At 68.1% G+C, this 17,150-nt stretch carries 18 protein-coding genes; 4 read left to right on the top strand and 14 right to left on the bottom strand.

The window, feature by feature from the left end; genetic code table 11:
* Window positions 1–177: 177 nt before the first annotated feature.
* Window positions 178–1,791: a hypothetical protein gene (locus tag E3T19_RS05775; protein WP_088456451.1), complete on the top strand. Its 1,614-nt coding sequence runs from the start codon at window positions 178–180 to the stop codon at window positions 1,789–1,791.
* 28 nt (window positions 1,792–1,819) lie between these two features.
* Entirely contained in the window at window positions 1,820–2,869 is a 1,050-nt protein-coding gene (locus E3T19_RS05780) for an AI-2E family transporter (RefSeq protein ID WP_088456452.1), read from the top strand.
* Between the two features lie 104 nt (window positions 2,870–2,973).
* On the opposite strand, the gene E3T19_RS05785 is transcribed toward E3T19_RS05780, so the two are convergent.
* From E3T19_RS05785 to rpsB, 9 genes are all read right to left on the bottom strand, one after another.
* On the bottom strand, window positions 2,974–3,702 hold the full coding sequence (locus E3T19_RS05785) for an alpha/beta hydrolase (protein ID WP_088456453.1): 729 nt from the start codon (window positions 3,700–3,702) through the stop codon (window positions 2,974–2,976).
* A 72-nt stretch (window positions 3,703–3,774) separates the two neighbouring features.
* Complete coding sequence (locus E3T19_RS05790) at window positions 3,775–4,074, bottom strand: hypothetical protein (protein ID WP_088456454.1); 300 nt, start codon at window positions 4,072–4,074, stop codon at window positions 3,775–3,777.
* 55 nt (window positions 4,075–4,129) lie between these two features.
* Entirely contained in the window at window positions 4,130–4,888 is a 759-nt protein-coding gene (locus E3T19_RS05795) for a lytic transglycosylase domain-containing protein (protein ID WP_240632193.1), read from the bottom strand.
* Window positions 4,889–4,945: 57 nt separating this feature from the next.
* Entirely contained in the window at window positions 4,946–5,494 is a 549-nt protein-coding gene (locus E3T19_RS05800; RefSeq protein ID WP_240632194.1) for a DivIVA domain-containing protein, read from the bottom strand.
* A gap of 46 nt (window positions 5,495–5,540) precedes the next feature.
* The gene (locus E3T19_RS05805) at window positions 5,541–6,521 is read right to left on the bottom strand and encodes a phosphatidate cytidylyltransferase (protein WP_088456456.1); all 981 of its coding nucleotides are present in this window, start codon (window positions 6,519–6,521) and stop codon (window positions 5,541–5,543) included.
* Between the two features lie 14 nt (window positions 6,522–6,535).
* Window positions 6,536–7,090 carry a ribosome recycling factor gene (gene frr, locus E3T19_RS05810; protein ID WP_088456457.1) on the bottom strand — a complete coding sequence of 185 codons (555 nt, stop codon included), beginning with the start codon at window positions 7,088–7,090 and terminating at the stop codon, window positions 6,536–6,538.
* 31 nt (window positions 7,091–7,121) lie between these two features.
* Entirely contained in the window at window positions 7,122–7,838 is a 717-nt protein-coding gene (gene pyrH / locus E3T19_RS05815) for a UMP kinase (protein ID WP_088456458.1), read from the bottom strand.
* Window positions 7,839–8,029: 191 nt separating this feature from the next.
* Window positions 8,030–8,857, bottom strand: coding sequence for a translation elongation factor Ts (gene tsf, locus E3T19_RS05820; protein WP_088456459.1), 828 nt, complete (start codon window positions 8,855–8,857; stop codon window positions 8,030–8,032).
* Between the two features lie 11 nt (window positions 8,858–8,868).
* Complete coding sequence (rpsB, locus tag E3T19_RS05825) at window positions 8,869–9,795, bottom strand: 30S ribosomal protein S2 (RefSeq protein ID WP_088456460.1); 927 nt, start codon at window positions 9,793–9,795, stop codon at window positions 8,869–8,871.
* A gap of 324 nt (window positions 9,796–10,119) precedes the next feature.
* Between rpsB and E3T19_RS05830 the strand changes: the two genes are divergently transcribed.
* Window positions 10,120–10,845, top strand: coding sequence for a M23 family metallopeptidase (locus E3T19_RS05830; RefSeq protein WP_134408330.1), 726 nt, complete (start codon window positions 10,120–10,122; stop codon window positions 10,843–10,845).
* Between the two features lie 24 nt (window positions 10,846–10,869).
* Here E3T19_RS05830 and E3T19_RS05835 read toward each other — a convergent pair whose 3' ends face one another.
* Both E3T19_RS05835 and E3T19_RS05840 read right to left on the bottom strand, forming a co-directional pair.
* Complete coding sequence (locus E3T19_RS05835; protein ID WP_088456462.1) at window positions 10,870–11,841, bottom strand: tyrosine recombinase XerC; 972 nt, start codon at window positions 11,839–11,841, stop codon at window positions 10,870–10,872.
* 112 nt (window positions 11,842–11,953) lie between these two features.
* Entirely contained in the window at window positions 11,954–12,892 is a 939-nt protein-coding gene (locus E3T19_RS05840) for a phosphodiesterase (RefSeq protein WP_088456463.1), read from the bottom strand.
* Between the two features lie 215 nt (window positions 12,893–13,107).
* Here E3T19_RS05840 and E3T19_RS05845 point away from each other — a divergent pair, with 215 nt between their 5' ends.
* Window positions 13,108–13,824 (top strand): hypothetical protein, encoded by a 717-nt coding sequence (locus E3T19_RS05845; RefSeq protein ID WP_134408331.1) that lies wholly within the window; start codon window positions 13,108–13,110, stop codon window positions 13,822–13,824.
* A gap of 103 nt (window positions 13,825–13,927) precedes the next feature.
* Here the strand turns inward: E3T19_RS05845 and dprA are convergent, their stop codons facing one another.
* The 3 genes from dprA to E3T19_RS05860 are packed head-to-tail and all read right to left on the bottom strand — an operon-like array spanning window position 13,928 to window position 17,141.
* Window positions 13,928–15,253: a DNA-processing protein DprA gene (dprA, locus tag E3T19_RS05850; RefSeq protein WP_088456465.1), complete on the bottom strand. Its 1,326-nt coding sequence runs from the start codon at window positions 15,251–15,253 to the stop codon at window positions 13,928–13,930.
* Window positions 15,250–16,785, bottom strand: coding sequence for a YifB family Mg chelatase-like AAA ATPase (locus E3T19_RS05855; RefSeq protein WP_134408332.1), 1,536 nt, complete (start codon window positions 16,783–16,785; stop codon window positions 15,250–15,252). The genes dprA and E3T19_RS05855 overlap by 4 nt, the downstream gene beginning before the upstream one ends.
* Window positions 16,785–17,141, bottom strand: coding sequence for a YraN family protein (locus tag E3T19_RS05860; protein ID WP_103479632.1), 357 nt, complete (start codon window positions 17,139–17,141; stop codon window positions 16,785–16,787). Before E3T19_RS05860 ends, E3T19_RS05855 begins: the two co-directional genes overlap by 1 nt.
* Window positions 17,142–17,150: the final 9 nt, after the last annotated feature.

Raw genomic sequence — 17,150 nt, forward strand, 5'->3', positions numbered from 1 at the left:
ACGATAGTGGACGCTCCTGAGAGGTGCCTAATAGCGGCTTTTCGCGTGATTCCCCTCCCTCCACAGCCTCCTTTCCCCCGAAGGCGGGATGGGGAGCAGAGTGTCCGGGCACTAAAATTGCACGGTCTGCTCCGTCCGTATCTGACTCGGGGTCAGGCCCATTTATGAGGAGACAACGTGGCGACCGACGAGGCTGACTTCACCCAGGTATTCCGAGGGTACGACAAGGACGAGGTCGACAAGGCCATCCAGGGACTTCGGCGCGACCTGATCCAGGCCAACGCCCAGAGCACCGAGTCGGCCAAGGAAGTCAAACGACTGGGGGCCAGAATCGACGACCTCAATGCCGAGATCGAAGAGGTCGGCAGTCCCACCTTCTCCGGGCTGGGCACCAAGCTCGAGAACACCCTGCGCGTCGCCGAGGAGCAGTCAACCCGGGTCATCGCCCAGGCCGATATCGACGCCGAGAAGCTGCGCGCCTCCGCATCCGCCGAGATCGACGCGCTGAAGCGCCAAGCCTCCGAACACGCCGAACGAACGGTGTCCGACGCCACCGTCAAGGCCCACCGACTGCTCACCGATGCCCAGGTCGAGGCAGACGATCTGCTCACCCGCGCTGGGCAGACCCACGAACAGCTCACCCAGGATGCCCTCCAGGAGGCCGCGGCGATCCGCGGCGCCGTCGCCACCGAGGCGGCGGAGCTCCGGGCCACGGTCAAGCGTGAGGTCGCCGCCATTCGCTCCGAGGCCGAACGGGAGGCCGCTGAGGTGCGGGTCGTCGCTCAGCGCGAGGCCACCGAAGCGAGGGAAATCGCCGCTGGTCTCACCCGGGAAACCGAATTGACGCGCGCGGAAGTGGCCCATGAACTGGACCAGCAGCGTGCCGACCTCGCCCGCGAGACCGAACAGGCCCGCATCGACCTCGCCACCGAGACCGAACAGGACCGCATCGACCTGGCCCGGGAGACCGAACAGGCCCGCATCGATCTGGCCCACGAGACCGAACAAGCCCGCTCAGACCTGTCCGTGGAGATCGAGCAGGGTCGCACCGACCTCGCCCGGGAGATCGAACAGGCTCGCGCGGATCTCACCATCGAGGGTGAGCAGGCGCACACCGACCTCGACCGGGAGCTGGACCGAGATCGGGCGGCAGTGAACCGCGACCTCGACAAGGCGCACGCCGACCTCGCCGCCGAGATCGAGCAGGCCAGGGCCGACCTCGCCCGGGAACTCGAGCAGACCAAGGCGGACTTCGACGCCGACAGCGAGCAGGCCAGAATCGATCTGGACAACCATCTCACCGCCACCCGCAAGCGCGGCGAGCACGAGGCGGCCAAGCTGCGACGCGAAATCGACCAGATCCGAGCCGACCTCGAGGTGGAGCTCAAGGCGCGCAGGGACGAAGCCGAGCAGGACCACCTGGCCCGTCACCAGGCGGCCGTCGCTCAGACGCAGCGTTACCTGGACGACTCCTCGGCTCAGCTCGCCGTCACCAACGCCCGCACCGTGGAACTGCGCACTCTCAACGAACAACTGGATGCCGGTGCCCGCGCCGACGCGAAGACGGCGAAGGCGAAGGCCGACGATGAGGCCGAACGCATCGTGCGGAATGCCGAGGATCGCGCGGCGGCCCTCGTCGCCGATGCGGAGACACGCACTCGTGAACTCGTCAACGACGCTGAAGACCGTCTGGCGCAGATTAGGATTGAGCGCGAGTCGGTCGCCGGCTACTTCGAAAGCCTGCGCAGCGTCCTGACCCAGGCGGAGAAAGTGAACGCTGACCAGGACTAGTCACAACGCCGAGCAAGTGGAGACAACAGTGAAGATCCAAAACGCCTTCCGGCTCGGCCTGGTAGGAACCCTGGGTGTCGGCCTCGGGGTGCTGATCCTGAGCTCGATCGTCTCGCTGTCCACGATCATCACCTACATCGGGGCGGCCCTGTTCCTGGCCCTGGGACTCGACCCGGCGGTCTCGTGGCTCGAGAAGAAGAAGTTCCCGCGGTGGGCCGCCATCCTCACGGTGCTCGTCGCCGTGCTGGGCGCGCTGACCGGGGTGATCTTCGCCATCGTCCCGATCATCGCCGACCAGATCTCCAACCTGTCTGAACGCATTCCGGCCCTGGTGAAGTCGGTGAATTCAGCGACTTTCCTCGTCGACCTGCAGAAGCAGTTCCCGGCCCTTGATGTGCAGGAGATCGTCGAGGCGGTCACGAAATACCTCGGCGGCAACCTCACGGAGATCACGTCCACCATCGTCCAATCCGGTTTCGCCATCGTCAGCGGCTTGTTCGGCGGCCTGATCATCCTGATCCTGACCCTGTACTTCACGGCGTCACTGAACACCATGAAGCGAGCCACCTACCAGCTGGTCCCCGCCTCCAAGCGGGAACGCTTCGCGGACCTGAGCGAGCAGATCACCACGGCCGTCGGCCGGTTCATCGTGGGACAGGGCGCCCTGGCCGCCTGCAACGGTGTTTTCAGCTTCATCTTCCTGTCGATCATCGGCGCCCCCTTCCCCGCCCTGCTGTCGGTGATCGCGTTCCTGTTCTCGCTCATCCCGCTGGTCGGCACCATCACCGGATCCGTCATCATCGTCGCCACCTGCGCGATTCCCGGTATCGGCAGCTCCTGGCTCACCGTGCTCGTCGCGGGCATCTACTACCTGGTCTACATGCAGCTCGAGGCCTACGTTCTCAGCCCGAACATCATGAACCGCGCCGTCGCCGTGCCCGGCGCCGTCGTGGTGGTGGCAGCCCTCGCCGGCGGGTCGCTGCTGGGCATCCTCGGCGCCCTGATCGCGATCCCGGTCGCGGCATCGGTCATCATGATCATCAAGCAGGTCGTGATCCCCCGCCAGAACGAGCTGTAAAGCCTCAGGAGCGCCCTGTCAAGCGGCGCGGTGCTCCTGAGCGCCGGACGCCCGCCGGTTGCTTACGCGGCGGCTCAGAGCTCGGCCGCTCAGAGCCGGGCGGCTCAGCGTTCGCCGGCCCAGGTCTCCGGCAGTGGGCCGGCTGCCGGGTTCACCGCGGCGACGATCTCGTTGAGCACCCGGCGGGTCTGGCTCTCCCCCACCCAGAGATGCTTCGCGCCGTCCACATTGATCAGTCGGGCGTTCGGAACGCTCGCGAACCGGGTGCGGGCCTCCTCGGGCCGGAGGTAGTCGTCGTGTTCGGGCACCAGCACCACGAGCTCGCGCTCGTCGTCCGCCCAGGCCGCCAGTTCGGCATCCGTTGCCCGATGCAGCGGTGGCGACAGCAGGATCGCGCCGTGGATCGGGTGGTCGAGGCCGTACTTGATCGCCAGTTCCGTGCCGAAGGACCAACCGACGAACCAGGGATCAGGCAGGCCACGCTCCGTGACGAAGGCCATGGCCGCGGCCACATCGGCACGTTCGGCGTCGCCGTGTCCGAAGCTGCCCCCGCTGGTCCCCCGCGGTGAACTGGTACCACGGGTGTTGAAGCGCAGCACGGCGAGGTCGGCCAGCGCCGGCAGCCGTCCGGCGGCCTTCCGCAGGATGTGCGAGTCCATGAAGCCGCCGTGCGTGGGCAGCGGATGCAGGGTGACCAGGGTGGCGACGGCGGGCCGACTCGCCGGCGTGGCCAGCTCGCCCACCAGGGTGAGGCCGTCGTCGGTGTGCAGCTCGATCTGCTCGCGGGTTGCGGGCAGGTCGATGCCGCCGCGGATCTCGACTGGTCCGGCCATGGTGGTGCTCCTCGTCGGGGGGGGGGGGGGGGGGCGCCTNGGGGGGGTGAACGCCTGCGCGAAACGCTCGGGTTACTTGATCTTCCAGCAGTGCAGATGCCAGTGGCGCCGGGCGGCGAGGTCCGCCGCGTCGCCGGTCACACCGTCGCCGCGCCAGGTGACCATGTGGGCCACTCCGGGGTTGATGTCGAGCAGGCAACCGGGGCAGAGGTAGGTCTTCCCCGCCTGGGCGGCGCTGATCGGCTGCACATGCCACACGCCGTCGCGCTTCACCTCGGTGCGGCGCCAGCCGGCGAGCATGCGCGAGAGATCGTCGGTCTCGTCTTCGCCGGTGCCGGCTCTGCGGCCCTTGGGGCGGTTGCTGCGCGGCATGGTGCAAGTCTAACCCTGGCTCGAAGGGCCCAGCTGGGCCGGTCGGGTCGGGTGACTAGTACCAGCCGACGTCGACGGAGTGGCCCCAGGCGCCGCAGGGGGTGCCGTAGCGGCCGCTGATGTAGCCCAGGCCCCATTCGATCTGGGTGCCGGCGTTGGTTTCCCAGTCGGAGCCGGCCGAGGCCATCTTCGAACCGGGCAGTGACTGCGGGATCCCATAAGCGCCGCTGCTGGAGTTCATCGCGTTGACGCGCCAGCCGGACTCCTTGTTCCACAGCGACACCAGGCAGCTGTACTGGTCTTCGCCCCAGCCGCGGGACGCGACGGCGCCGTAGGCGTATGCCTGGGCGGAGCCCGGGTCGGGGACGGCAGCCGGTGCGGCGCTGACGGGGCCCGGCGACGTCGTCGACGCGGCGGCCACGGGGGCCGGTGCGGGTTCCGGCTCGGGTTCGTTGATGGTGTAGCTGTCGATGACGACAGCGTTGGCCACGGTGCTGGCCACGAGCAGGGACTGAGCGGCCTCGCCCTTGTACCGGTCGGACGCGGCGCCGGGCACCTGGAAGTACGGTGACGCCGTCGCCCCGGAGTACGGGTCGACCACGGTGACGAGCACGAAGGCGGCAGCAGCGGTGAATGCGAACAGCGACAGCGCTACGTGGCTGCGTGAGCGCGGGCGGTGCATGCTCCGCGGGATCGGCCGGGCGGGCGTCTGCACGGCCAGGTTCCCGAAGGGTGCACGAAGCGATTTGGTGCCCGGTGTGCTCACCGGCATCGCGCCCGAAACGGGCGCGGAAATGTTGAGATGTCTACCCACGATGATTAGACCCTAACCCACTTCGCGGGTAACGGCCAGGTAACGACACGCGATGTGTCACCGAACGGCGAGCATCACGTCCACGACACTGTCGAGAACCAGGTCGACCTGGGCCTCCCTGTAGCCGGTCCGCTGCGGGCGGAAGACCGCCGTGCGCACATCGTCGACGGTGACCGGGTGGCCGTCCTGGAAGTAGGTGACGAGCTTCGCGGCGAGGCGGTCGACATCGGCTTTGTTGTAGCCGGTGCTGAAGATACTGGTGCGGGAGAACCGGTGACCCGCCGGTCGGCCGAGGCGGTTGATGATCACCTGCGCGGTCTGACGGGCCTCGTCCAGCCAGGCCTGCGAGCCGGATTCGCCGGTGGCGCGTTCCCGCTCCCGCAGCGCGAAAGCGTCCTCGAGACGCTCCAGGGCGGCGTCGACGTGGCTGGGCGAATAGCCGCCCTTCTGCATGGCGAAGGCCGTGTGACGGATGTCGGCTGCGGTGAGCTGGTCCGTCCCACCCGCATCGTCGTACGCGTGCCGAGTCGACTCGAGGAACTCCTCGACCTGCTTGAGGTTGTAGCCGAGCATCTTTTTACTGGTTCGCGGAAACGTAGTGCTCACCGCCTCATTCTGCCCCACCGGACGCCGAGTGTCGAAAGCAGCCGGGTCAGGCGAAGATGAGGTAGAGCGCATAGGCCGCGGCCGCTGACGGCAGGATGGAGTCCAGACGGTCGAGGAAACCGCCGTGGCCCGGCAGCCAGGAGCTCATGTCCTTGATGCCGAGGTCCCGCTTGATCAGCGATTCCGCCAGGTCACCGAAGGTGGCTGTGATCAGGATCACTACACCGAAGATCGGACCGAACCACCACGGCTCGCCGAGCATGAAGATGGCCAGCAGGATGCCGACGACCACACACACGATGGCCGCTCCGGCGAAGCCCTCCCAGGTCTTCTTGGGACTGATCGACGGCACCATCCGGTGTTTGCCGAAGGAGAGGCCTGCGGCGTACGCGGCGGTGTCAGCGGAGATCACCAGTAGCAGGAACGCGAGCGTCCACCACTGGCCGCCCTCCTGGGTGACCAGAAGCACCGCGAAACTGGCCAGGAACACGACGTAGACCTGGATCAGGAAGCCGCCGCCGATGTCGGTGAGCACCACGCTGCGGGGTGCGCGGTGCCTGGGGAAGGCGAGCATGGCCAGCCGCCACAGGGTGATCAGCAGGATGCCGCCCAGAGTGGCGAGCCACTGGCCGCCGGCACCCCAGTAGAACGCGGCGGGCACGACGGCCACCGCCGACGCCAGCACCGGGATCCGGGGCACCTTCCGGCCGCCCCGGCGCAGAGCCTCGGCCAGTTCGAAGGCCGTGAACCCCACGACCACGAAGGCCATGATCATGAACAGCTCTTTGATGAAGATCAGGCTCACGAGCATCGCGCCGCCCAGGACCAGCCCGATCAGGGTCGCCAGAATCAGGTTGCGCCCTGTGCGGGCCTCGATGCGTTCGTTCGTCGCATCCAGCTGCGCCTTGGTGGCCTGCACCTGGCGTTCGATGTCGGCCTTGGTGGACTGCACCTGTGCCCGAAACTCGGCGCGGCCGGTGCCGCGACCCCGCTGGGGTGGCTGGGTGGGCCCTGGCTGATCCGTCATTCGCTTAGCCTCCGCTAGATAGCGAGGAGTTCGGCTTCCTTGCGCTTGAGGGCGTCGTCGATCGCGTCGATGTGAGTCTTCGTGATCTGCTCGAGCTCCTTCTCTCCGCGGGCCACGTCATCGTCGCCGACCTCGCTCTTGAGCGCGTCGAGTTCGTCCTTGGCCTTGCGGCGCAGGTTGCGAACGGAGACCTTGGCATCCTCACCCTTGGTCTTGACGATTTTGACGTACTCCTTGCGGCGGTCGTTCGTCAGTTCGGGCAGCGAAGCCCGGATGACGATACCGTCGTTGCCGAGGTTGGCGCCGAGGTTCGGGGTGTCCCGAATGGCGTTCTCGATGTCGCGCAGGGCGCTCTTGTCGTACGGGGTGATCAGGAGCGTGCGAGCTTCCTGGTTCTGCAGCGAGGCAAGCTGCCCCAGGGGCGTCGGGGTGCCGTAGTAGTCGACCAGGATCTTCTGGAACATCTGCGGGTTTGCTCGCCCCGTACGCACGGTGGCGAAGTCTTCCTTCGCGGCCTCGACGGCCTTATCCATGCGCTGGGTGGTGTCGGTCAGGACATCCGTAATCACGGTGACTCCTTCTTCGGTGGCTTCAATAATCCTAGTTGGAGACGAGGGTTCCCAGTTCGGCGCCGAGAATGGCGGCCGTCACGTTGCCGTGCGGAGCCATCCCGAACACCCGCATGGGCATGCTGTTGTCCATGCACAGGCTGAAGGCCGTCGAGTCGACGACCTTGAGGCCGCGCTGGAGCGCATCCTGGTAGGTGATGCTGTGGATCTTGTGTGCGTCGGGGTTGGTGCGCGGGTCGTCTGAGTAGACACCGTCGACGCCGTTCTTGGCGACCAGGACGACCTCGGCACCGATTTCAAGGGCACGCTGCGCGGCCACGGTGTCCGTGGAGAAGTAGGGCAGTCCGGCGCCGGCGCCGAAGATGACGACGCGGCCCTTTTCCAAGTGACGCTCGGCGCGTCGCGGGATGTACGGCTCGGCGACCTGGGTCATGGCGATGGCGGATTGCACGCGGGTCTCCGCTCCGGCCTGTTCCAGGAAGTCCTGCAGGGCGAGGGCGTTCATGACGGTGCCCAGCATGCCCATGTAGTCGGCGCGGCCTCGGTCCATGCCGCGCTGGGAGAGTTCGGCGCCGCGGAAGAAGTTGCCGCCGCCGACGACGATCGCGATCTCGACGCTCTTGGCGGCCTCGGCGATTTCCCGGGCCAGGCTGCTGATGACGTCGGGGTTGACACCGAGGCTTCCGGCCCCGAATGCTTCGCCCGACAGTTTGAGGAGGACTCTGCGCTTGGTACCTGTATCTGACATGCCCGTGAGCGTCCTTCCGTTGTGGATCGTGATTCTAAAACTACCGGTTGAGCACCGGTGGGCTATACCCCTGCTGCGGCCCACCTGGAGCCGGGCAGAGAAGAAGGAGACCGGATTGCCGAGGCGATCCGATCTCCTTCTGTCTCATGCTGCCTTACTGGTTACTGCTGTGCCGGTTGCGGCGGAGCTGGTTACGCGCCGACCTTGAACCGGGCGAAGCCGGTGACGGTCAGACCCGCGTCAGCGAGCACCTTCGCCACGGACAGCTTGTTGTCCTTGGCATAGTCCTGCTCGAGAAGTGCGACCTGCTTGAAGTACGCGTTGACGCGGCCTTCAACGATCTTGGGCAGCGCGGCGGCCGGCTTGCCCTCGTTCTCGGAGATCTCGGTGACGATGCGACGCTCGGCCTCGACGGCTTCTGCGGGGACGTCTTCGCGAGCCAGGTATTCCGGGTTCGCGAACGAGATGTGCTGGGCGATGCTGCGCGCGGTTGCGGCATCCTCACCGGTGTAGCCGAGAACGACACCGACCTGCGGGGGCAGGTCCTTGCTGGTCTTGTGCAGGTAGATCTCGAAGTTGTCACCGGTGACGGCTGCGACGCGGCGAAGTTCGAACTTCTCACCGATGATCGCGGCTTCGCCGTTGATGAGGTCTCCGACGGTCTGGCCATCCGCCGGAGCGGCAAGCGCCTCGGGGACGTTGGTGGCGCCGGCAGCGGAAACCGCGTCCAGAACCTTCTCGGAAAGAGCGCCGAACTTCTCGCCCTTGGCGACGAAGTCGGTCTCGCAGGCGAGCTCGAGCAGGTAAGCGGTGTTTCCGATCACCTTGGCGGCCACGAGGCCCTCAGAGGTGGAACGGTCGGCGCGCTTTGCGTTGCCCTTTGCACCCTTGAGACGCAGGATCTCAACCGCGCGCTCGATGTCGCCATCGGCTTCGACGAGTGCGTTCTTGGTGTCGACCATGCCGGTGCCGAGGCGCTCGCGCAGGATCTTGACGGATTCGAGGTTGAAGTTTGCCATACCTGTTGTCCTTACTTGGTGTCGGCTACGGGAGCGTCGGCTGCAACCTCTTCGGTTGCGGCTTCGGCCGCTGCGGGCTCTGCTGCTGCGGGTGCCTCTTCTGCAACCTGCTCGGTGGCGACGGTTTCGTCGGCGACCTTCTCGGTGTCAGCGGAGGACTGCTCGGGCGTGGTCTCGGCCGGAGCTGCGAGCAGCTCGGCTTCCCACGCGGCGAGGGGCTCAACTTCGGCGCCCTCTTCCGGCTTCTGGTGACGCTGGATGAGGCCCTCGGCCGCGGCGTCGGCGATGATGCGGGTGAGCAGGCCAACGGAGCGGATGGCGTCGTCGTTACCCGGGATCGGGTACTGAACGTCGTCGGGGTCGCAGTTGGTGTCGAGGATCGCGATGACGGGGATGCCGAGCTTGCGCGCCTCGTCGATGGCGAGGTGCTCCTTGTTGGTGTCGACAACCCAGAGCGCGGACGGCGTCTTGGTCAGGTTGCGGATTCCGCCGAGGCTCTTGTGCAGCTTGACGAGCTCGCGCTTCTTGATGAGCATTTCCTTCTTCGTGAAGCCGCTCTTGGCGGTGTCCTCGAAGTCGAGCTCTTCGAGCTCTTTCATGCGGGCCAGACGCTTGGAAACGGTCTGGAAGTTGGTGAGAAGGCCACCGAGCCAGCGCTGGTTGACGTAGGGCTGGCCGACTCGCGTCGCCTGCTCCGAAATCGATTCCTGCGCCTGCTTCTTGGTGCCGACGAAGAGGATGGTGCCGCCGTGGGCGACGGTCTCCTTGACGAAGTCATAGGCCTTGTCAACGAACCCGAGCGACTGCTGCAGGTCGATGATGTAGATGCCGGAACGCTCGGTGAAGATGAAGCGCTTCATCTTCGGGTTCCAACGGCGGGTCTGGTGCCCGAAGTGCACGCCGCTGTCGAGCAGCTGGCGAATGGTTACGACGGCCATGAGCCGTACTCCTTATCCGACGTTTCTGCACAGCAGAAAACGCCCATCGGTTTGTGTCGTGATCGGATGATCACTACTCCTGGTGCCCGGCGCACAACCGCCCGACTTCGTGAAAAGTCAGGACCGAGTGGATGTGTTGGCCGAATGGGCACGCGTAGTCAGCGCACAAAGCGCTGCTCAGAGAACTCTAGCACCCGGCCGACCCCGGCCGCGCACCAACGCGCTCCCCCGCAGCCACTCCTCCACAGCCGGTTCTTTCACACGTTTGGCACAGCCGGGCCCGCGGCCCGCCTCCCGACCTCGCCGTCGTCCGATGGTGGAGCCATGACAGCGACAGGACGCCCCGACAAACGCCTCGCCTCCACCCGTTCTCCCCTGCACAGGTTCCGGTCTCGCCGGCGCCCGGCGCAGGCTCTGTTCCGTCTCGCGGCGCTGCCGGTCTGTGCCATCGCGGCCGCACTACTCACCGGCGCACCAAGCCTGTCCGGCTCGCCGGCGCCGGCGTTGGCCTCTGCGCCGGTGCCTGTCGTTGCGGAGCACAGTGCCGCGGCATCAGTTGCGGTTCCCGTGTCGGCGACACTCGGTGCTGCCCTGCCCGGACAGGCGGCGCCGGCCGGATGGGCCTGGCCCGTCGGACCACCACGGGAGCTGACGCGTCCCTTCGAGGCGCCGACCAGCCGGTATGCGGCCGGGCACCGCGGTATCGACCTCGTGGCCGGTGAAGGCCACCCGGTTCGCTCCCCCGCCGACGGGGTGGTCACCTTCGCGGGCACGGTCGTGGACCGGCCCGTTCTGTCAATCCAGCACGGTGAGGACCTGGTGTCCAGCTTCGAGCCGGTCACGGCCACGGTGAGCGAGGGTGATCGGGTGCTGGCCGGGCAGGTCGTGGGCGTCGTGGCGACGGGTTCGCACTGCACCGCGCGCTGTGTGCACTTCGGGGTGCGCCGGCACGGTCAGTACATTTCGCCGATGCTCTTTCTTGGCGGGCTGGCGCGCGCGATACTGCTGCCACTCCCGCCGACCGGCCCGGTGCCGATCCCGGCCCGCTGACGCCCGCACTCTCACGGAGTGGCGTCAGGCGCGGGGGTGCGCGAGCCGGTAGCTCTGCTGCAGTCTCTCCGCCGAAACGTGGGTGTAAATCTGGGTCGTGCCGAGGCTGGCATGGCCGAGCATCTCCTGCACCGCGCGCAGGTCGGCTCCACCGTCGAGCAGGTGCGTGGCCGCCGTATGGCGCAGGGCGTGCGGACCTGCCGGACCGGTGCCGGGCATCGACTCAAGCAGGGCCGCGACCAGGCGGTACACGGCGCGCACCCCGAGGCGCTGCCGGTGGCTGCCGAGGAACAGGGCGGACGGGTCGGCCCCGGCGGCCCGCCGAACGGCCATCGTGCCCCCCGTCGCCTCTGACCGCGTCGTCTCGGCCGGAACCGCGGCGGCCAGCACCGGACGTGCCGCCCGCAGGTACCGCACGATGGCGCTCTGCGCCGGCACGCCGAACGGCACAACGCGTTCCTTGTCGCCCTTGCCGGTGACGCGCACCGTCAGGCGGGACAGGTCGACGTCCCCCACATCGAGTCCGACGAGTTCGGAGACCCGCAGGCCGGACGCATAGAGCAGTTCGATGATGGCCAGGTCACGCACGGCTCCCGGGTCGTCGGCGCCCGCGGCGGCCTCGAGGCGGTCGAGCAGTTCCTGCATCTGGCTGCGATTGATCACCCGCGGCAGGGTGCGGCCGGGTTTCGGCGAACGCAGCCGCACGGCGGGGTCGCTGGGCAGCACGCCGTCCCGGGTGAGCCAGGCGGTGAACCCGCGCGCCGAGGCGGAGCGCCGGGCGATGGTGGCCCGCGCCAGTCCGGCCTGCGTTCCCGTCCACAGCCAGTCGCGCAGGAGTTCCAGGGTCAGGCCGTCGACGGTGTCCACCGCCCGATCTTCGGCGAAGGTGGCCAACCCGGCCAGGTCGGCGCAATACGCGCGCACCGTGTTCACGGAGAAACCGCGTTCGGTCGCGAGATAGCGGGCGAAGCCGTCGATCGCCGGGTCGAGATGCATGCCTCCAGCATCTCGCGCGCCGGGCGGGATGCCGGCACCGACGCGGGAATCGCCGTCATTCGCCCGCTCTCCCGCACGGCGCCCACTCACGGTGATCCTCCCCCGGTCTCGGCTACCCGGCCGGCTGTGCGACGTGTCGGGAGAACGCCGCCAGCCGGTCTGTCGGGCTGAGCGCCTCCATCCGGTCGAGGTAGGCCGGACCGAAACGGGTGACCACGTCGAACGCGCCCAGGGGAACATTCGAGTGCACCACCTGGTCGGCATAGACGTGCACAAGGTTGATCGACTGGCCACCGCCGACACCGGTGAGCTGGCGTGGCGGGGCTGCCGCGTCGATCGTGTAGCAGGTGGCCGCGGCGACGGACACCGGGATCCCGGCGAACAGTCCCGTGGTGGCGTGGTGCAGGTGACCGCCGAGGATCGCGCGTACATCGCTTCCCACCAACACCTCGGCCAGCGCCGTCTGGTCGCGCAGTTCCAGGATGGTCATCAGCGGCAGGGCCGTGGGTACCGGTGGGTGGTGCAGGGCGAGCAGGGAACCGTGTTCGGCGGGTTCGCTGAGCACGTCGCGCAGCCAGGCGAGTTGGTCGGCGGTGACCTCGCCGTGGTGGTACCCGGGCACGCTGGTGTCCAAGGAGATCACTCTCAGTCCGTTGACGTCGACGACCCTGTCGACGGGCCCGTCGTGGGCCTCGACACGCAGGAGTTCGGTGCGGAACGCCGCCCGTTCATCGTGGTTGCCCATCACCCAGACCAGTGCAGCGCCCATCCGCTCTGCGGACGCCTCGACGATGTCGCGCACCCGGCGGTACGCATCCGCCTCGCCTCGGTCGGCGATGTCTCCGGTGAAGACGAGGGCGTCGATGGCCAGGCCGGAGGCTTCCAGCTGCGCCATCGCGCGATGCACTGTGCTGTCGGTGTCGACGGCGTCGTACAGCAACCGCCCGGATCCGTCCGCGCCCGTGCCGAGGAAGTGAGTGTCGCTGAGGTGCACGATGAGGTGGGAGGCCGGCCGGTACTGGCCCATCTGTACAGTGTCTGTTCCGGTCATGAGCTACCCCTCGCTGATCCGACGGACTGAATCGACGCCCTCGGTGTGACGCGCCGTCAGGAACACCCTAGGGCGTAGCGCCGACAACGACTCCGAGGAGATCCCGGGTACTGCGACACCGGCTGTCACCTCGGATATCGGCGCGCCGACTCCCGACGCCTGCGGGGCCGGCGCAGTACGGCACGGTTAGATGGTGCCATCTGTTCACACTGTTCTTGGGGGTCCTGTTGGTTTCGAAACGCTATGCCTGTGTTCTGGTTGCGCTCACACTCTCTCTCGTGACGGGCTGTTCTCAGGCTGACGAAACCCTCGCGGTACCGGACACCAGTGAGGCGCCAGCCGCGGAGGCCGGCCCCGAGGCGGACGATCTCGCGCCCCTCGCCCTCACCGTCGCGGACCTGCCGTCCGGTGGCTGGAGCCTGGAGCCGTCCAGCAGCACCGACTCAGAGGATGCGGAAGTCTCCACCGACAAGTCAACAGGGGACCTGTGTGCACTGGACTTCGCGAGTGCCTTGTCCATTGACGAAGCCGACAACCTCAACGGACACACCTTCACGCGGGAGACACTCGATCAGACCCTGAGTACCGGGGTGTTCATTGTCGAAGACGGTGAACAGGTCATAGCGGACTTGAGCGCAGAGCTAGCCTCCTGCACCGAACCCCTGGCAACGACGGAAAACGGTCGAGACACGCTGATAGAGATCGACGAATTAGTAGGCGGCGAGGCCGCCATCGAGGGTGATTCCCTGGCCTGCCGCCAGATAAAAATGACCTTCGGGTATAAGGCGTTCGCCGGCTCGATCTGTTTCGTCGCCGACGGTGACCTGGTCGTGTCGACGATGACCACCGGACCGTCCATGTCCCCCGTCCAGGCCGAAGAGTTCGCCCAGCTCACCAACGCCGCCACCCAGAAGGCCTTTGCAGCCCGGTAACGCAGGCCCAGACCTGCGCGGAGCACAACTGTTGCCGCTCCGGACAAGTGCGCCCGGTGTGCCGGGAACATGTGTCCGGACGGGGAACAGTTAGGCCGGCGACTCAGGTGACCCTGACCCAGCCGGTCGCTCGTTCCCGCACCGAGCCCTCGAGGTCGAGGGTGCCCAGCGCCCCGAGCACCGCCACTGTCGACAGTCCGGAGCGCCGGGCAATGTCGGCGGCTACGCGAGGCGCCCGCACGCTGAGCGCATCGAATACCCGCACCTGATCGCTCGTGCGTTCCCGCGGCACGGTTCCCTCAGCATCCCGGCCGGCCGTCCCGGGCACGTCCAGCTCCAAATCCACGCCCAGGCCGATGAGCTCGGCCATATCGGCGGCGCTGGTGACGCAGATGGCGTCGTAGTCCCGCAGTAAGCGGTGACAGCCGGCCGAGGTGGGCGAGGTGACCGGGCCGGGAACAGCGCCGAGCGGGCGTCCGAGCGCTGCTGCGTGCCCGGCCGTATTGAGCGATCCGGAGCGCCAGCCCGCTTCGAGCACCACGGTGGCCGCACTCGAAGCGGCAATCAGCCGGTTGCGTTGCAGGAACCGCCATTTGGTGGGCGGCGCCCCACAGGGCAGCTCGGACAGCACGGCGCCGGCCTCGACGATGCGGGTGAGTAGGGCGTCGTGTCCGCTGGGGTAAAAGCGGTCAACTCCCCCGGCCAGAAAAGCGACGGTCGCTCCGTTGCTGGCCAGCGCCGACCGATGTGCCATTCCGTCGATCCCGTAGGCCGCCCCCGACACAATAGCGAGTCCCCGGTCGACCAATCCCGCCGCCGCCTCCATCGCCACGTGTTCTCCGTACCCTGTCGCAGCGCGAGCGCCGACCAGGGCGATGGAGTGGCGGAGCGCCGCCAGGGCATCCGGTTGACCCCGCCACCACAGGGCGAGCGGGGCGTGCCGGCCCAGGTCGTCGACAGCGCGGGGCCAGAGCGGGTCGTTGGGCAGGAGCAGTGCCGTTCCCGTGCGCCGGGCCTGCTGCAGCGACCGGATCACCTCGGTCGACGACAATCGTGGTCGCCATCGGGCGAGTGCCTGCTCCAGCTCCGGGCGGAGTCCGGAAGGATCACTCGCCTCGTGCTCGCCGACGGAGTCCGTGAGCGTGCCGGCCAGTCGGTCCGGGGGCCACGCCTCCACCACCGAGCGAAGGGCCGCCGCCGCGCCGAGCAGGCCCACCACGGCGCCGGCGACCCCGTCCCCCGGTTCGGCGATCGTGGTCCAGGCCGCTCGGGCGAATACCTCCCCAAGGTCGGAGAGCCGCGCAGAAGTGAGCTCGGCATCGGCGGGCCGGGCATCCGCCGGCTGCTCCTCACCGGGTGCGGCGGCGGCCGGGCGAACGCCGGCGGTGAGCGAGGTCACCACCGCCTCGTCGATTCCGAACAGTGTCATGACGCCATTCCCTTCCGCAGGTACAGGGCCTGCCCCACTTCGTCTGGCCCGGGTCTGGCGACTCCGGTCAAATCCGCAACAGACCACGCCACCCGGAGTATCCGGTCGTAGCCGCGCATGGTGATCCCACCCCTCTCTAGGGCCCGGTCGAGCATCGCCGTGACCGGGGCGCCCAACCGTCTCTCGGAACTGCGCAGCCAGGGTCCTGACACCTGCGAGTTCACCGTCCAGGGCGTTCCGGCCAGCCGCTCTGCCGCGGTTTCCCGCGCGGCCAGAACGCGGCTGCGGGCCACCGCGCTGGACAACCGGCCGCCGTCGGCCGAGATGCGTAATTGCGCTGCGGTCACCCGGGTCACGGTGAGTTGGATGTCGATGCGGTCCAACAGCGGGCCGGAGATGCGGGCGAGATAACGGCGCCGCGCGTTCGGCGGACAGCTGCATTCCTGATCGCCGGCGCCGTATTGGCCGCACGGGCACGGGTTCGCGGCCAGCACCAGCTGAAATCTGGCGGGAAAATGGGCGATGGCGTTCGCCCGGTGGATGCTGATCCGACCGGATTCCAGGGGCTGTCTGAGAGCGTCGAGCACCGCACCGGAGAACTCAGGTGCCTCATCCAGGAAGAGCACCCCGTGGGACGCCCGCGCCGCCGCACCCGGCCGGATCTGCCCGCTGCCGCCGCCGACCATCGCGGCCGCCGTGATGGTGTGGTGTGGCGACTCCAACGGGGGCCTGGTGATCAACGAACGCCCCACCGGACGGCCGCTCAGCGACCGCAGCGAGCTCACCTCCAGAGACGCGGCCGGGCCAAGGTCGGGCAGCAGCCCCGGCAGACGGGCCGCGAGCATGGTCTTGCCCGCGCCTGGCGGCCCGAGCATGAAGAGATGGTGACCGCCGGCCGCAGCCACCTGCAGGGCCAGGATGGCCTCGTCGTTGCCGACGACGTCGAGCAGGTCGAGGCTCTCGTCGGCCGGGTCGTCCTCAACGGGAGCACGCAGCACCTCCACGTCCTGGGGCTCCAATCTGGCGCCGTGCCAGATCAGCGCGTCACGGAGCGACGCCACCCCCACCACCCGGATCCCCGGGACCAGGGCCGCCTCCTCGGCGTTGCCGGCCGGGACCATCACCGCGCGGTGCCCGAGCCGCGCCGCGGCGATCACCGCCGGCAGCATGCCGGGCGTCGGCCGCAAGCGCCCGTCCAGGGCGAGCTCACCGATGTGCACCACAGCGCCCACCGACGCGGCCGGCACCACCCCGTCCGCGGCCAGACAGGCCACCGCGATGGCGAGGTCGAAGCCGGAGCCGTGCTTGCGCAGGGCGGCGGGCGAGAGGTTCACGGTGAGCCGGTGCCCGTTCAGCGCACAGCCGGAATTCTTGGCCGCGGCGCGCACCCGTTCGGCGGCCTCGGCCAGGGCCGCGTCCGGCAGCCCGATCAGCCGCATCCCCGGCAATTGGCTGGAGATGTCGGCCTCGACCTCGACGAGCGACCCGGCGAGGCCGATCAGGGCGACGGAGTGGGTGCGGGCCAGGCCCATCAGAACACACCCTCGAGGTGTTCGACACTCGGTGCGTGGCCCGGGCGGGCGATCACCGCGATGGCGTCAATACGGATGTGTCGCGCCCTCGGCTCGAATTGTGCGCACCAGGCCCCGGCCAGCCGGCGCAGCCTGGCCAGCTTGGCCACCGTGATGGCCTCGAACGGATGCCCGTATCCGGTGCCTGAGCGGGTCTTCACCTCGACGAACACAATGTCGCCATCCTTGGCGACGATCAGGTCTATCTCACCCTGCCCGCACCGCCAATTGCGCTCCACCACCGTGTACCCCGCCCGCGCCAGGTACTCCGCGGCGCAGTCTTCGCCGCGCCGGCCCAAATCGTCTTTGCGTGCCACGAGCACCTC

This window comes from Cryobacterium sp. TMT4-31, assembly GCF_004403385.1.
Classification (GTDB): domain Bacteria; phylum Actinomycetota; class Actinomycetes; order Actinomycetales; family Microbacteriaceae; genus Cryobacterium; species Cryobacterium zongtaii.

Excerpts from the sequence above, each read along its gene's own strand:
- E3T19_RS05830 (WP_134408330.1), top strand. The coding sequence starts at position 10,120 with ATGACAGCGACAGGACGCCCCGACAAACGCCTCGCCTCCACCCGTTCT.
- tsf (WP_088456459.1), bottom strand. The coding sequence starts at position 8,857 with ATGGCAAACTTCAACCTCGAATCCGTCAAGATCCTGCGCGAGCGCCTC.
- E3T19_RS05805 (WP_088456456.1), bottom strand. The coding sequence starts at position 6,521 with ATGACGGATCAGCCAGGGCCCACCCAGCCACCCCAGCGGGGTCGCGGC.
- dprA (WP_088456465.1), bottom strand. The coding sequence starts at position 15,253 with ATGACACTGTTCGGAATCGACGAGGCGGTGGTGACCTCGCTCACCGCC.
- pyrH (WP_088456458.1), bottom strand. The coding sequence starts at position 7,838 with ATGTCAGATACAGGTACCAAGCGCAGAGTCCTCCTCAAACTGTCGGGC.
- E3T19_RS05790 (WP_088456454.1), bottom strand. The coding sequence starts at position 4,074 with ATGCCGCGCAGCAACCGCCCCAAGGGCCGCAGAGCCGGCACCGGCGAA.
- E3T19_RS05785 (WP_088456453.1), bottom strand. The coding sequence starts at position 3,702 with ATGGCCGGACCAGTCGAGATCCGCGGCGGCATCGACCTGCCCGCAACC.
- E3T19_RS05855 (WP_134408332.1), bottom strand. The coding sequence starts at position 16,785 with ATGGGCCTGGCCCGCACCCACTCCGTCGCCCTGATCGGCCTCGCCGGG.
- rpsB (WP_088456460.1), bottom strand. The coding sequence starts at position 9,795 with ATGGCCGTCGTAACCATTCGCCAGCTGCTCGACAGCGGCGTGCACTTC.
- E3T19_RS05840 (WP_088456463.1), bottom strand. The coding sequence starts at position 12,892 with ATGACCGGAACAGACACTGTACAGATGGGCCAGTACCGGCCGGCCTCC.
- E3T19_RS05835 (WP_088456462.1), bottom strand. The coding sequence starts at position 11,841 with ATGCATCTCGACCCGGCGATCGACGGCTTCGCCCGCTATCTCGCGACC.